The sequence below is a fragment of the Pseudovibrio sp. W74 genome (assembly GCF_001623085.1).
Classification (GTDB): Bacteria; Pseudomonadota; Alphaproteobacteria; order Rhizobiales; family Stappiaceae; genus Pseudovibrio.
Genome location: NZ_LMCJ01000062.1, coordinates 72,210 through 86,879, shown reverse-complemented (window position 1 = coordinate 86,879; position 14,670 = coordinate 72,210). Strand labels below are relative to the sequence as shown.

Here is a 14,670-nt window from a genome sequence, read left to right as displayed (position 1 = left end):
TTGAAGAACTGATTTCGATTGCCTATCTGTGGTGTCTTGAGAAGAAGGTGTTTGCGCCCTCCCGAAAGATCGTTGAACGTGTTGTTCGTTCCGCACGCCGTGAGTTTCAGAAAGAGTTCCTGCAAAAAATTGTCAGTCAGTTTTCTCAGGAAGCCATTGTAAAGATGGAAACTTCATTGGTGGAGCCGGATGCTTCGACCGGATTTTCATGTGGGAGAGTAATAAACTATCATACTGACGAGTACTCCAAGCAGCAGAAAACTGCCGATACGAATTACCTTTCAAAAAATAGAGTTGCATACTGGCCGCAGTGCAGGCTCTCCCGGCAACTGTTTTTTTAGTAATAAAGATTCATACCGAAGAGCCCCATTGCAATTATACGCCACACGATTTGCCTTCGCGGGTGCAGCAAATCGCTTGTGACCATTTGTGGACATTCGCCTTAATGCAGAGATATCCCTGTTTTACGTTCTTGCTATTTCTGATTGTGTGCGTTTTGAACAATCCAGAGGTGGGAATGGCAGCGTACTTAAGTTTGAGCGATGGACCCAGTGCGGATTAAGCTGCCATTCGCTGCACTGCGAGAACTTAGGTAAATGAAAAGTCGCAGCTAGCGTCGAGGGCCAACTGTAAAATTTAGCCATTTCAATCACAGATTACTACTGTTCACAAACGGAGAGAAAGCGGAATTGGCTACCTCTAGTTTTGAATACTCATTTATGAGAGGAAGCTAAATTAAGTCATCTTGTCTTTCTGCTGCGCTGTTTGAGTTTGTACCAGAGTACTGCACGGTAAAATGCAACCGGTAGTCTGATAATACTGGTTAGCATCCACCAGAATGACTCATATATAGCAATGATTTGCTCAGCAGCTGCTTGATTGCTATTAATACGCTCTGGAAAATGTTCATGTCGCAACAATCCTCGGTTGAAGAGAAATGCCCGTAAGGACTTGGTCACTCTCCAACTTAAAGAGGTAGTTATGCGTGTCAGGTTTTCCTCTAGTGTACTGTCTGTTGTTGTTTTCTTACCTGTAAGAATTTTGAAGTAATAAGCTTTAGAGCGATTTACTTCCTTCCATCTCTCCGAGAAACCCGCGTTTGACAGCCAATCACTCTCCTTGAATGCGTCTTTGTTACGTAAAACCACCGTGTTCTGGTGAAGCAATTTCTGATTACGTATGATTGCTTTTGAGATACGATAAACATCTGCATTCATGCGATCTGGGTTTTCCAACTCCTTCAATAGACGTTTCTCGAACCCTGAACGATACTTAAAGTGAAGCAGATGGCCGCATGTATCTCCCAACGGAACAGGAGTACACAAGTGTGTTGAGCGAAGGTACTGGAAGTCTGCTTGCCAGTACACAAGCGGTATTTTGTAAGATCTTACAAGATAATTCCTCCTGCCAGACATATCCGCTCGAGCAGAAGAGCGAAGTTCAAAAAAAGGAAAAGCTTGGGTACGTTCTGTATGAAATTTAGAAAAGGGGACATAGTTGGGTGTGTTGGTAATGAGCTCATCTAGATCCACCGCACATTTGGGCGCGCTGGTAAGATCATCACAGAAAAAATCTATTAGAGGAGTATAAAGTGCAAAGGCTAGCTCGCTTTGTAGGGCATCTGTCGTCCCGTGTATTGATAGTTGGGGAGGCTGTAGAAACTCGTCCGCATCAACAACTGTTGTCCATTTGTCTTTGCAATACTTACTGCCAATTTCATTGACCCAATCAATTCCGGCATTTGCTTGCGGGTAACCTCCATTTTTTTCAAAGAGCTGAACATCATTTTGCTGAAGCAAAAACTCACGAGAGCCATCTGAACTACCGGTATCAACAATGTAAAAACAAGTAACTCCAATTGAGCGATAATGATGCAGGAACGCTGGTAAAATGTCAGCTTCGTCCCGTAATATGCAGATTAATGGATAATCTGTTTGTCTGGACTTATTGGAGTGTTTACTAGGTCTCAAATTTTTACCCTAATAAAATTCTGCGCTTTTCGTATAGCCGAACTCACTTTCCCTGGTCGGAAACTTGCTTTTTCAGCATCGCGTTGGTTACTGATAAGCTGAGACGCATCAGGGCGTAGTAAGAAAAGGCTTTTATCTTCAGCATCCATATTGTCCAGAAACGGTAATACCTGCTTGAAATCAGCCTCTTCTTTAATCTGATTTTTCAGCTTCATACTATCTGTACTTTGTCGATAGTAATATAATGGATCAGGATAGTAAGATATTTTTCGATTATCTAATATTAGGCGATTGTAAAATTCAATATCATCTTTTCCAACTCGATATCCTTCAGAATACCCTCCAGAAGCTGAAAAGGCTGTCTTTTTTACAAGGCAGGTTGCATCGCCAACCACATTTACCTTTGTCGCCCATGCTTTTGCAGGGCCTACAAAGCGTATCTGCGTTCCGAGTACACTATTGGACGAATAAGGTTCTCCTTCACCACTGAAACGTAATGAACTGCAAGTTAAACAATCAAGCCCTGCAAAAGTTGCTGCGCTCACAAGCTTGTCGACCATTTCAGGCATCATGAAATTGTCGTCATCAAAGAAAAGCAGAAACTCACCTTTGGCAACTTGAGCGGCCTTGTTTCTTGCTGCCCCTACATATCTATTTTCCTGATAGAGGATGCGCCATGACTTATCTTTGTACCTTTGAGCAAGGGCCTTAAGCGTTGCACGTGCAAGCGGCGAACGACTACCATCATCAACGACTATCACCTCAAAATTTCGATAGGTCTGGCGTTCAATGCTCTTTAAAGCTTGGGTTAGAAGATGGGGGCGTTCAAAATGAGTAAGACAGATACTGACTAGCGGATGATTATCTTTCTTTGGTCTGGCTGCCTTTGACATTGATTGGTTTTGGCGGTGCCAGTTCTCCCAGACTGTCAGTGATCTCTTCAATCTATCATGTCTCACTGCAGGGGCTGGGAGTCGTTTGGTATAATGCTCAAGCCGGCCTGCTAGTGCCAGATGATGAGGTTCAAATAAGACTCCTTCTCGTCCGTCTTCATCAATCAGTTCATACGTCCCACCGGTATTTGCAGCAATAAACGGAACCTGTGCAGCTAAGCATTCATAAACAGCCAATGGAGAGTTTTCCAGTAAGGATGGGATCACTGCTAACCGGCCTTCGACACTAAGGTATTCGATTGCTTGAAAAGCATTGCAATTGACTTTAAATGTGACTTTGGTTTGCCACTTCTTGCTGTTTTGCATAATGAACTTCTGAGCATCAAACCGATGAGAATAACCTCCGAGAAAAGTGATTGGGGGAATTGAAATGCCTTTTGCAGCTAGCGCATTGAGAGCATTAACAAATAACAAGATACCTTTCCGAGGTTCCAATCGGCCAAAAAACACCCATTCACCCACGAGAGAGCATCGTTTTGGAGTAACGCTGCTAAGGTCTTCTAGGAACACGTTGGGCCAGTAAAAACTTTTTGCAGGAAGTTTATAGCAATTACGAAGCATCCAGTTCAAAAGATGCTGACTGCCGCAGATGAGCGTATCAGCCATTTCCACGCTCTGTCGCTCCATAAAAACCCAACCAAGTTGACGGTATTCTTCCAGGAACTGCGAATTTCCCTCCGCAGCCCAGAGTGTTGGAGAGGAACCTTTGACAACAAATTGTAAATTTAGAAATGCAATACCCAGTTTCTTGGCTAATAAAGCAACATACCCCAAACCACGCCACTCTGACACGTGCACCATATCAAAATGACTTTCGTGCTCTCGCAACCATTCATAGGCTGCATATGGAGGTGCCATTGTCTGAGCCATCTCAGTTTTTGCAAGTACCTGAGGAGCAACAGCAGAAAATTCAATACCATGTTCAGAATAAAAATCGCGAGTGATCCGCATTTTTTGTTGGTTTTTGGCATGCCCATTTACAAAGCAAATGGTTACATGATGCCCGGTACGTTTTAAAAACACTGCCAAATGAAAATAAGCAGTACCAATACCACCATTTTTTATAGGCCCGAAGATATCAGCAGTAATAATGCATATGCGTTTGCTAAGCATCGGTGCAATCGCATTTATGTCCTGCTGTAGTTCGATCATTCAAACGATTTCCTCACTGCGCAACCAACATCTCGGCAAGGTATCTTAGCTTGCCGTTACGAACTATGCTGCCGTCCTCTTTAACCTTTACCGTGACTTCGGCATTCACATCTCTTGCTTCCTTGGGGACCAACAGTATAAAGCCATGCTGAGCAAGCTTCTGGTTTCTGCTGCCAAATCTAGCAATGTATCGATCAGCTTTGGCTTCAGTCATGGCAACACCATTAACTTCCAGAATAACTGTCAACTTTTTTGAAGTATCTCTTCTATCCCATGCCCATCCTTCAATGTGAGTGGGGTTTAAGGCAAAAAGCTCCTTTGGCGGTATAGATGCTTTAATCGGAGAACCTGAGTAACCACGGAACAAGCGAAGGAGTTTTCTCTTAGGCCTATGCAAAGAAATAAGGCTATCAGCTGTAAGAAATAGCTTCCTCTTTTCTCCAGAGTACGCTGTTAGCTTATCCTGTTTCAGCGTTCGCTTAGTTGCTTCCTTCAACTCCGAAATTGATTCTGGTTGCTTTTTTTTTGCGGCAATGCTTGGAATTTTGAAAAGAGTATCATGCTGGCTAAACATCCTTTCGGCTGCATCTCGGTTTAAGATCACACTGCCCGATACAGCTACAAAAACATTTCTGGAGAGCTTGATAACTCGGATGAACTGCGAGCGCGTCCTGTCTTTGTTCGCTAAATGAAACTTAATATTGTATCGGTCACCTTCCGGCCAATCCTTTGGAATGTCAAAGGCATGCAGCGTTGTTTCGCCCGTTTGATTTATGAGTGAGATTTGTTGCTTTGTTCCATTAGCAAATAAAGAACGTTCTCCTGAACCAATCGCAACACAAAGTATTCGCGATGCACTCTCATCCAGTCCAATCGCAACTTTGGACCATCTATTTCTTAGTTTGCGAGATCTGTCTGCGTGCACAAGCCAAACCGGTTCATCATCTTGTCGTTTTTTATCCCGATATAGCTTTGGTTGGAGTTTGAGACTTCCGTGACCTGTGTGGGGCAAAAGAGCTAATTTACGATATGCGATGTTATCATTTTCGATCAATGGCATTGAGCGCAAATATGACGCGTTTGAGTTGTTTTGTTGCTCTGTTAGTTCTCCTAGCTCAAATGCGCAGGCCAAGCGGCATTCAGGGATCACCATAAGGTCAGTATTGTGTTCGTTTTTCGCTCGGAGCACATACTCTTGTAAAAGCCCAAAGCGAAGGTCATACGGTTGCAGTCCACTCAATTGGGCTATGAGTTTCTTAGGAATACAGACTACACTTGCTCCAACCGAATTTCCGAATACGACTTCTGAGACAATATCGCTTCCCATCGGCATAACAATTTTGTTGTCTGGCAGCTTAACAAAGCTTGAAATGATGGCATTCTTTTGGTGCTGAATCGCAACGCGAATATCGTTACAAAAACCTGAAGCAAAATGAACGGCCGTACCATCGCATAAAATGCAGGCATCAGCAGAACATTCATCCATTATTCGATTGAACGCTTGTCCTGCCGGGAAACCAATAAACGGGCATAATCTGGAGCTTATGCCATTACGTTGCAAATATTCGACAATGCCCCGAGCTGTCTCTTCAAGCTCCGGTAACGTAACCAGAATGCTTACTTTATCTGGGAGCTCGCTCAGCAAAGCTTTTGCAAATGCCATTGCAGTACCGCTTTCACGCAGCAAAACAACTATCTCTAAGGTTCCAGCGACTGTTTCTTGCCTCTCTTTCGCATTCAATACTGCTAGCTTGTTAAGCGTTACTGTTGCTTCCTTACCTGAGTTCCTAGCGTATAAATCTCCTAGGTAGGCGTGAAAGCCGTACCAGGTTTTTAAGTTGTCTTGATTACTGAAACTGGCACCCGCGATGGGATGGCCTTCCATGAGTGCGGATTTCAAACGGCCGGCCAGCTCGTATGCGTTCGGTGGTATCAGGCAAGCAGAATGATCTTCTTTTGCGATCAGTTCAGGTGTCCCACCAACATCTGTTGCTATAAATGGAATGTTATGTTCAAGCGCTTCATAAACAGCCATTGTAGAATTTTCGATAAGCGAAGGCATAACTGCAATCATGTCTCTCGAGCACAGAAATGAAAGAGCTTCTGGTTGGTTCAGGTGAGTTACACAGTTGACCTCAAAGCTCCAGCTTTTGGCTTTTCTGTTAATAAAATCAACTACTTTTTCATTATTCTGGTTTGAAAGTGCTTCGCCGTATTTACCGAGAAAATTCACTGTCTTAGGGGGGGTACCTTCCCGTTCTAAAAGATCCAGAGCTGTACAGAATAACTCAATCCCTTTGCGCATCTCCAAACGGCCGAAAAACGTTAGTTCTTGAGCATGAATCCTATCCCCAGTTTTTCGAGGAGGCCTCTGATCGATAACATCAATTTCTGAAAAATCTAGAATATTTGGTTGCACATAAGTAGCTGCAGGCAGCTGATAACCAACATGCTTCATAAAACACAGCAAATGTGCACTACCGCCAATGACAATATCACCAAGTTCAACGCACTTCTGTTCAGCAAAACTCGCTGGCAAAAGGTCGCGTTTAGCAATGGGTTGCATCTGGTAATGGCGGTTCCATAGATGTGGAGAAGAAGTTTTAATGATAAAAAGGGTCTCTTGAAACGCAAGGCCGAGCTTTTTAGCCATCAAAGCGTAAATTAGGCCTCCTCGCCATTCTGAAGAGTGAACTACATCAAATTTTTGTTGTTCTTTTAGCCAGCGATAAGCCGCGTTGTATCGCCCTTGCCAATTTTGAGACGGACCTACGATAGTCTCGGTTGTATGTTGTAAGTAGTGTAGAGCGACGCCAAATTCAGCAAAATGCTTAACCCAATGCTGAGGTGTTTCGTTCTCAACACTTTCCCCTTTAAGGTAGAGAATATGAACTTCATGATCACGAGCAGCTAGCCCTTTGGCTAGATGGTAGTAAGTGGAAGCAATGCCACCATTTCTGACTGGCCCAAGGATCTCTTCTGTAGCAATGCATACGCGAAGTTTGTTGCCTGATGTATGGCTCGCGTAGCTATCTAGATTGGGGAAAGCTTCGATCGCAAATGTGTCAATCTGCATGCTGGGGCACTCCACGCTCATCACTGATTGGCAAAGCGCTCAACTTATTCTGAAAATAGTCCCATGTTCTCTGGATACCAGTAATTAAGTCAGTCTGAGGCATAAAGCCCAAGTCTCTCCGAGCTTTTCTAATATCAGCGAAGTTATGGAGAATTTCGCCTGCCCTAAAACCATGATAGGCAATTCTTAGCGCATCATTTTGGCCCGAAACTATTTTTAAAATGCCAATAATTTCGTTGATCGAAGTTGGCTTTCCGCTGCCAAGCTGAAAAACCCCATTATGTTTAGATTTCAGTGACTGAAGGATGCCCTGACAAAGATCTTCAACGAACACGAAATCTCTGGTTTGGCTACCATCACCATACACTTGACACGGCTCACCCATAAGAATTGATCTAACAAACATCGCGATTGCGCTGCCCTTATGGATAGAACGAGGCCCATAGACATTTGAAAAGCGTAGCGACGTGATATCCATTCCGTAACTCTGTGAATAAGCTGCACAATAAGCCTCAGCAGCAGCTTTTGATGCACCATAGGCTGAAGCTGGGTATGCTGGCATGCTTTCGTGGACTGGTTGGGGGCCATCTCCAATAATTGCGCCACCAGTTGACGCATTAACAAGGCTTCTAACACCTTGTTTTCGCATAGCTTCCAAAAGGTTCAATGTACCTTTTACATTGACGTCAAAGTTATAGGTAGGATCTTCAATGGAATCTATTACACGCGTATCAGCAGCTAAATGTATGACCGCGTCGACGCCTTTTATCGCATCCTCAAGAACTGATTGATCCCTAATGTCCCCATGGATAAAATAATGAGGTACGCCACCTAACGAGCTTGCGTTTCCTGTGACTTCACTGTCCAAAACCAAGATTTCGTGAGCTGCCACCTCAGATGCGAGTGTTCTGACCAGGTTCGAGCCGATAAAGCCACAACCGCCAGTGATGAGGATACGATTAAACATGTCTCTAAAAACTCGTCAAAACTAGGAGGTGGTTATGGGTTGCTTAGTTTTCTTGCTCCAATAGGAGACACAGCGAATTTTTGAATGATCGGCTCTCTCTCGGTAGCGTTCAGTGATTTCTGTGACCTCTCGAAACAGGCTATCCTCCATGAGAGTCGGTTGCCAACCTAATGATTGCAGATGGTCGTTCTTAACCACTAGATCATTCTTTTCCGCCTCATTTCGAGGATTTTGCACATAACTGATTTCACATCCCGTGATTGACTGGATGCACTTTGCTAGCTCTGAAAGGCTACAGGTTTCAGACATTTGATTCAGGATAGCCGGACGGCTGCCAAGAGGCGGAGGTGCCAAAAGCGCATATTCAATGCACTTACACGTATCTGAGATGTGAATAAACGCTCTTGTTTGCCCCCCAGTTCCATGAATAGTGAGCGGTAGACCAACTGCCGCTTGCATTAGAAAACGATTTAGAACCGTTCCATAGTCGCCGTCATAATCGAACCTATTAATCAGCCGTTCATCTAAACTGGTATGTTGAGTTTGAGTACCCCAAACAATTCCCTGATGAAGGTCGGTGATGCGCAGCTTGTCATTTTTTGCATAATACTGAAACATCTGAGCATCCATAGTTTTAGTCATATGGTACACAGAGCCGGGATTTGGTGGATAGACAATAGAGTCCGTTATTTGGCGGTTGTCAGATGTATTGATCTGAACATCAAGATATCCTTCGGGAATTGGAATTGGTTCGTCGTGGCCATATCCATAGACCCCCATGGTACCTAAGTGCACCAAGTGGATATCCTGCTGGACCTCTACAATTGCATTCAAAATATTGTGAGTGCCACATATATTGTTGGTGATTGTGTAGTTTTTTGAGTCGCAGTTTTTCATTGAGTAAGGCGCTGCGCGTTGCTCAGCGAAATGCACAATACTGTCGGGCTTTTCATTTCTTAACAAGCTTATTAGCTTGTCAAATTCATGAGCAATATCAATTTCTATGAACTGAATGATGTGTCCGGTAAGCTCAAACCAGGCATGGACTCGTTCATTGATGGTACGAATTGGGGTAAGGGATCCAACGTTTAATTCAATATCGATACGCCTGCGAGATAAATTGTCTATGATTATAACATTATGCCCAAGGTTACTTAGATGAAGGGCTGTAGGCCAACCGCAAAAGCCATCTCCTCCCAACAAAAGTATCTTCACTATTCAAGTCTCCAATGGGTGATCTTTAAAACGACTTAGCATTTCATGTACTTAATTATAATGGTTGCATTCATTATACAATACACATGATATTCACGTTCTAAAAGACGTGTCTAACTAATCGCAATATCTCATTTACCTAGTGCTTTAATAAAAGAAATATTAGGTTGGTGATATGCTTGATATCACGAGGACATTAATGTCAGTCAAAGTGCCCACCCGCTTAGATAAATTTGAGTTAGGGAAACAAGCTGCTCTTGATGGCGACCTAGATAAAGCCAGAGAGTATCTGCATCCTTTAGCTGAAGCCGCTCCATATCACCCGGCTGCTTTCTTTCTATGCCAGATCGAGTCGAAAAAAGGCATACTCAATAACTGTGAGAAATATTGTCTGACTTTTCTAGCTAAGCATCCTCAGCATGCAGGCATGCGGACGATTTCAGCGTTGCTTCAGATTGCAAAAGGAGACCTCAATCAAGCAGAAAATGAATTAAAAATTGCGTTGAACACCAACCCCAAGCATAATCGGGCTCTGAAAGTGCGCCAACAGGTGGGATGGTTGCGAAAGCAAGGAGAAGCTCGTGATGCTCTTGAAGTTCTCGATTCGAAACACCTCTCCAAACTTTCGCGGCTCAAAGCAGGTCGGCAATTAAAAAAAATCACGCCAGCCGATGATTGGGATAATCACGAACTACAGGCTAAAATAGCTTTTTTTCATAATAGTGGTGACATGCGGCGAGCCCTCAGGAATTTCGACCCAGAGTTAATCGAGAAGGCTGTTGAACTTGGGTATTGCACTTGGCCTAAGAAAATCCAGAATTATGTTAAAGGCAAGAACATCTTAGATGTCGGTTGTGGTTTTGGCGGGTATGCGTTTGGTTATCTGTGTGCTGGCGCTCGGAGCTATACTGGGATCGATCCTGCAATGTTGCTTGAGGAAAAACGAATGCGCAACAAGCGCATACGGCAATGGGTAGAAGTTCCAAAAACCGCAAAAGAAATCGCGAATGCTATTGAAGACATTGAATTACTTCAAACATCAACAAGTGATTTAGTTGGCCAAAACACCTACGATATTGTCTGCCTGCATAATGTCACGGAGCACCTGACAGATATAAGAAGCGTATTTGCTGATATATCCAAATTAGTAAATAAGAATGGTAAGCTCATCTTTCTTCATCATAATTTTTATGGATGGAGTGGACATCACATGGCACCTCATAACCCCTCTGTATTAGATACCAGTAATCCCGAGCATAAAAAATTCTTTGACTGGAATCACATCAGCATCCTCAAGGAGTTACCAGAAGATCATTATCTATATACCAACCTTAACCGCATTCGCATTTCAGAACTGCGAGAATTAACTCAGGAGTTTTTCGATATAAAAATTTGGGACCATCGCCCCTCTCCAGATAGTGTGTTGCAGCGCATGACTCCTGAAATTACTAAGAAAGTAGAGGGTATTTTACCCGATATTACGACGAATGAACTGGAAACCAATGCGGTTTTTTGTGTTGCTGGAGCGCGTTAGTTGATCCAAGCGGAAGTGCAAAAACTCCGCCATATTAATGTCAGGGATTAACATCATGATCGACTTTGCGATCAAAAATGCTGTAGTTTCTCATGGGTGTTATCTCCATCCAAGTATCTCATTTCTTGGATTAGGTTTGCCTGAGAATGTGCTCACAGCATCTGGCATGCTCTCTGTTGCTGAGCGGAAAATGCTCTATAATTTAGCATTAAAAAGCTACTCAGCGCATGGGGCGGTCATTGACGCCGGGAGCTTTATGGGATCATCCGTGGTTTCTCTTGCTCAAGGCCTTCGCGATAATCCTAAATCTCAGCAGTTTTTGTCGCCCTTGGGCTTTAACACAAAACCAATTAGCAGCTACGAACTCGGTTATCTACCAAAACCGCGAAATGGCTCCGACATTGTGAGAAAGTTTGGAGATGTCGAATATCGTTTTGGGGATTCATTCCTTGGAATTCTCAAAGAAAGTATTGCACCCTATGAAGAGCTTATCGAACTATACGCAGGCGACTTTTGTGACTTTGAATGGAGCGGCACACCTATCGAACTCTGCTTCGTTGATCTTTGTAAAACGCCTAATCTAAACAGACACGTATCTAGCCAATTCTTACCAAATCTTATCGAAGATGCCTCCTTCTTTGTGAACCAGGATTTTTTCTTTGACCGACTTCCTTGGATCAAAGTTACAATGGGTTACCTTCACGACTATTTTGAATGGTATGGACAAGTGTTCACCAGCTCGATTTACCGAAGCAAGAAAAAGATACCAAAAGAAGTTGCAGAGTTTGATCCCTTCACGGAAGCAAGCTTGGATGAGTGTCTTAGATTCCACGATATACATGCGAGCGCCCACCTAAAAGATGCTGATAAATTTAGAATGGGGCTTTCGAGGTCATATTTGATTGCGATGAAAGGTAAAACTGCACATGCACTTGATTACTTAAAATATGTCGAAGAAGAGTTCAGCCATATTCTGGATGATGAGGCTACAAATGACCGAGGCAACAATTTTAGGTTTAAAAGAGCATTTAGGCAGATTGAGAGAGAAGTTGTTTAGTTGCTTGATATTATTTCAAATGAATGAGCATTGTCTGCATTAAATGGCAAGTTGGATGTTAGCGTTGTATAGGGCTATTCCCTAACCAAGCGAATGTTCGTAATGGCAAAGCTACATGTTGCACCTGCGAACTCTCCCTCTGTTAGACGCAGTGTCGAGCGTCAGCAAAGGGCTCGCAAACCGATCTGACCGTCTTACTCAGGTAATCGCATAGAGCTATGAAGGGCTTCCCGCTAAGCTACTGAGAATGCCTTCCATGTAGATAGCATCAACTCTTGATAGAAACGTTCTAATGTCCGGTGTTGGCCCTCGTCGCTGGTAATAGCTCCTCTCTTACCTCAGTTCACGCAGTGCAGCGAACGGCAACTAAAGTACCCAAAAGTGTGGGAAATCTTCGTTTCAAAGATACTTCTTCACCAATCTTAATGCACGCTTCTCGCTATCTTTGAGTTCCAGATCTGCTACCGCGTTCGACCACGCAGCTTTAAAGGCAAAGTCTGTAGAACCCTCACACCAGGACAGAGCGACGGCACCCAATGCTGTCCAGCCGGTGCCATCACATATCTGCGCCCATCTTTTTGCAGGGAAGTCTTCAAGTCTCCTCAAAAGGCTCAGATCTGTTTCATCAATCCGGCTCTGGTTTTCATCGCCTCCCTCAACCCCCGCAGAAGCAATCCAGAGAGGTTCGCTGGCATGAAGACCTTGCCAGATATCCATTGGGGTTAGACCGTCTCCCAATTCGAATGCCCCAGGTGTTTGAGTGATTTTATCAACCGCCAATTTCAACATCTCCTGACCCGACTGATGCGGATCCTCCGCAACCAACAGCGTCTCCAATCCGGCACACTGCCCGTCCATTTACAAAAACGGTGCCTGATCCAGCATTCATAGCTCTTCCATGTGACGGGCATTTTTTGCAGCCGTGTGGAGCAACGCCATCTCCGACACGTACAACTGCGATTTGATTGACAAATACGTCAGGGCTTCCAGCAACTGATGGAGTGGGTGGGAAACACCCATGACCAGAGGCTATGTCACCTTTACGATATGCGGCAGGCATAAAATTTCTCACTGAGTTTAATTGGATGTTTATTCGGTTAAGAGGTTTAGTAACTCAGCCTTCCATTAATCCACGTCATGATTTTCATTTTTCTTATTGTCAATTATAATGATCTTTCCGTGTAAGAACTTGGCTACTACTATTCCTGAAATTACACAAAATGATAATGTCAGTATATATCCATAAATGTCGATACTGCCAAATATAAATTTATATAACACAAGTAATGTAGAAATATAGATTAACCCAATGATGGATATATGAATCTGCTTTAATTTTATAAATCTTGATTTGTATTTCATTAATGCTCCCAGTACTGATTCAGGTATTCTGGATCAACTCCATCTGCAAAGACAGCACTGAATTGCTCATGTGTGGCCTCTCCATTCTGATATTTTATCATCATTATGGATTTGATCTCTTCCATTTGCTCCTTAGCTGCATGATACGCGACAACAGCCGATGCAATCACGATAGCTCCTATGACACCACCCGCTCTGGCCAACTTTGGCGCATGTTGTCCAAGTCGTTTCTTGAGAGCGTCAGTCAAAGCATCCTGCCCCATGAACCGTTTTCCTGCTTTTTTCATACCTTCTCGTATCGAGCCGGTGTTGATCCCTTCGATAACCCCCGCTTTGAAAGCGCTAGTGCCACCAAGTGCACCCACGCCAATTCCAGCATATTCCAACCACGACACAGTAGTTTCAAGATCTTTGTAGATCACAACAAGTTCTGCTGGCGACTTGTCGAGCTTTGCATACCAGGCCGGGAACTCCTGCATCATGATGACCTGACTTGCCACTCCACCATGGAACTCGCTTGTCATATTACCTTGCGGTGGAGGAAAAGCAGAATGAGCATTTTGCAGGATCTCATTGCCATACTGACGACGCTCAGATTTGTCGGGTATCACCGGCATTGCGTAGAGGTTAACGAGAATTGCTAAGGCAAAATCTTCGTTTTCCTCTATTGCTTCTTTTCTGATGCCAAATAGATTGCAGAGTGCGAGAAGCCTGGCATTCGCGCTGCTTGATAGCTTATCCATCTTCTGTTCCTAATTGATTTTGACCTTGCCGCCCCTCAAAATAAGCTCTGAAGACGCATTGATAGAAATGTTCGTTCCGGTCATCTGGATTGAGCCATCTGCATTCATGATGACCTTGCTGCCGCCGCAGATAATTGTGTGCCGTTTACCAGCTACTATTGTATAAAACTCCTTCGCAGTCGAAGATATCGACTTGTCAACTGTGACAGTCGAGTTTCCAAGAATGCTCTCAGAGTTGTTGTGAGCCACAGATTTACTGAAGTTCTTGCCGGTATGCTGAAAGTAGTTAGCACCAGAGTTCACGACTATACTTTTATCTGCTTCTATACTGTAATTTCCAGATTGCGCCCCGTTGAACAGGTAGTTTTCCATTGACTTGCCAACCTGAGACACCTTATTCACCGAACCACCAATTTGCTTAGATGCAAGCCCTGCAAGTGAAGACGAGCCCACCTTAACGTTTACCGATCCAGAGACGGCAACGTGAGCATTGCCAAGAACTTCATCCAACGTGTTTTTGGCCGTGAAACTGGAACGATTGTTTAAGACGACCGATGCCATGTCATTGCGCACCATGGTATTCATGTCTTTTTGTGCATGTAGCCGAACTTCTTCCTGGCCTCCCTCATCCTCAAAGCGAA

At 43.8% G+C, this 14,670-nt stretch carries 12 protein-coding genes; 3 read left to right on the top strand and 9 right to left on the bottom strand.

The window, feature by feature from the left end; genetic code table 11:
• A partial coding sequence (locus PsW74_RS29190) for a hypothetical protein (protein WP_206599963.1) occupies nt 1–341 on the top strand: 341 nt, incomplete at its 5' end.
• Between the two features lie 399 nt (nt 342–740).
• Here the strand turns inward: PsW74_RS29190 and PsW74_RS27055 are convergent.
• The 5 genes from PsW74_RS27055 to PsW74_RS27035 are packed head-to-tail and all read right to left on the bottom strand — an operon-like array spanning nt 741 to nt 9,333.
• Entirely contained in the window at nt 741–1,970 is a 1,230-nt protein-coding gene (locus PsW74_RS27055; protein ID WP_208988184.1) for a glycosyltransferase family 2 protein, read from the bottom strand.
• Nucleotides 1,967–4,075, bottom strand: coding sequence for a glycosyltransferase (locus tag PsW74_RS27050; RefSeq protein ID WP_063286990.1), 2,109 nt, complete (start codon nt 4,073–4,075; stop codon nt 1,967–1,969). Before PsW74_RS27050 ends, PsW74_RS27055 begins: the two co-directional genes overlap by 4 nt.
• Nucleotides 4,076–4,088: 13 nt before the next feature.
• Entirely contained in the window at nt 4,089–7,151 is a 3,063-nt protein-coding gene (locus PsW74_RS27045; protein WP_063286991.1) for a glycosyltransferase family 4 protein, read from the bottom strand.
• On the bottom strand, nt 7,141–8,118 hold the full coding sequence (locus PsW74_RS27040) for an SDR family NAD(P)-dependent oxidoreductase (protein WP_063286992.1): 978 nt from the start codon (nt 8,116–8,118) through the stop codon (nt 7,141–7,143). Before PsW74_RS27040 ends, PsW74_RS27045 begins: the two co-directional genes overlap by 11 nt.
• A 21-nt stretch (nt 8,119–8,139) precedes the next feature.
• Nucleotides 8,140–9,333: an NAD-dependent epimerase/dehydratase family protein gene (locus PsW74_RS27035; protein WP_063286993.1), complete on the bottom strand. Its 1,194-nt coding sequence runs from the start codon at nt 9,331–9,333 to the stop codon at nt 8,140–8,142.
• A 175-nt stretch (nt 9,334–9,508) separates the two neighbouring features.
• Here PsW74_RS27035 and PsW74_RS27030 point away from each other — a divergent pair, with 175 nt between their 5' ends.
• Together PsW74_RS27030 and PsW74_RS27025 are read left to right on the top strand one after the other, a co-directional pair.
• Nucleotides 9,509–10,867: a class I SAM-dependent methyltransferase gene (locus tag PsW74_RS27030; RefSeq protein WP_208981892.1), complete on the top strand. Its 1,359-nt coding sequence runs from the start codon at nt 9,509–9,511 to the stop codon at nt 10,865–10,867.
• A 55-nt stretch (nt 10,868–10,922) separates the two neighbouring features.
• Nucleotides 10,923–11,924, top strand: coding sequence for a hypothetical protein (locus PsW74_RS27025; RefSeq protein WP_057462699.1), 1,002 nt, complete (start codon nt 10,923–10,925; stop codon nt 11,922–11,924).
• 399 nt (nt 11,925–12,323) lie between these two features.
• Here the strand turns inward: PsW74_RS27025 and PsW74_RS27020 are convergent, their stop codons facing one another.
• From PsW74_RS27020 to PsW74_RS29535, 4 genes are all read right to left on the bottom strand, one after another.
• Nucleotides 12,324–12,704 carry a hypothetical protein gene (locus tag PsW74_RS27020; protein ID WP_082830729.1) on the bottom strand — a complete coding sequence of 127 codons (381 nt, stop codon included), beginning with the start codon at nt 12,702–12,704 and terminating at the stop codon, nt 12,324–12,326.
• Entirely contained in the window at nt 12,694–12,984 is a 291-nt protein-coding gene (locus PsW74_RS28560) for a PAAR domain-containing protein (protein WP_082830728.1), read from the bottom strand. Before PsW74_RS28560 ends, PsW74_RS27020 begins: the two co-directional genes overlap by 11 nt.
• Before the next feature lie 301 nt (nt 12,985–13,285).
• The gene (locus PsW74_RS27010) at nt 13,286–14,029 is read right to left on the bottom strand and encodes a hypothetical protein (protein WP_063286996.1); all 744 of its coding nucleotides are present in this window, start codon (nt 14,027–14,029) and stop codon (nt 13,286–13,288) included.
• A 9-nt stretch (nt 14,030–14,038) separates the two neighbouring features.
• Nucleotides 14,039–14,670 (bottom strand): hypothetical protein (locus PsW74_RS29535; protein WP_208988183.1); only part of this gene is annotated, 632 nt, incomplete at its 5' end.

Excerpts from the sequence above, each read along its gene's own strand:
- PsW74_RS27030 (WP_208981892.1), top strand. The coding sequence starts at position 9,509 with ATGCTTGATATCACGAGGACATTAATGTCAGTCAAAGTGCCCACCCGC.
- PsW74_RS27040 (WP_063286992.1), bottom strand. The coding sequence starts at position 8,118 with ATGTTTAATCGTATCCTCATCACTGGCGGTTGTGGCTTTATCGGCTCG.
- PsW74_RS27025 (WP_057462699.1), top strand. The coding sequence starts at position 10,923 with ATGATCGACTTTGCGATCAAAAATGCTGTAGTTTCTCATGGGTGTTAT.
- PsW74_RS28560 (WP_082830728.1), bottom strand. The coding sequence starts at position 12,984 with ATGCCTGCCGCATATCGTAAAGGTGACATAGCCTCTGGTCATGGGTGT.
- PsW74_RS27050 (WP_063286990.1), bottom strand. The coding sequence starts at position 4,075 with ATGATCGAACTACAGCAGGACATAAATGCGATTGCACCGATGCTTAGC.
- PsW74_RS27045 (WP_063286991.1), bottom strand. The coding sequence starts at position 7,151 with ATGCAGATTGACACATTTGCGATCGAAGCTTTCCCCAATCTAGATAGC.
- PsW74_RS27010 (WP_063286996.1), bottom strand. The coding sequence starts at position 14,029 with ATGGATAAGCTATCAAGCAGCGCGAATGCCAGGCTTCTCGCACTCTGC.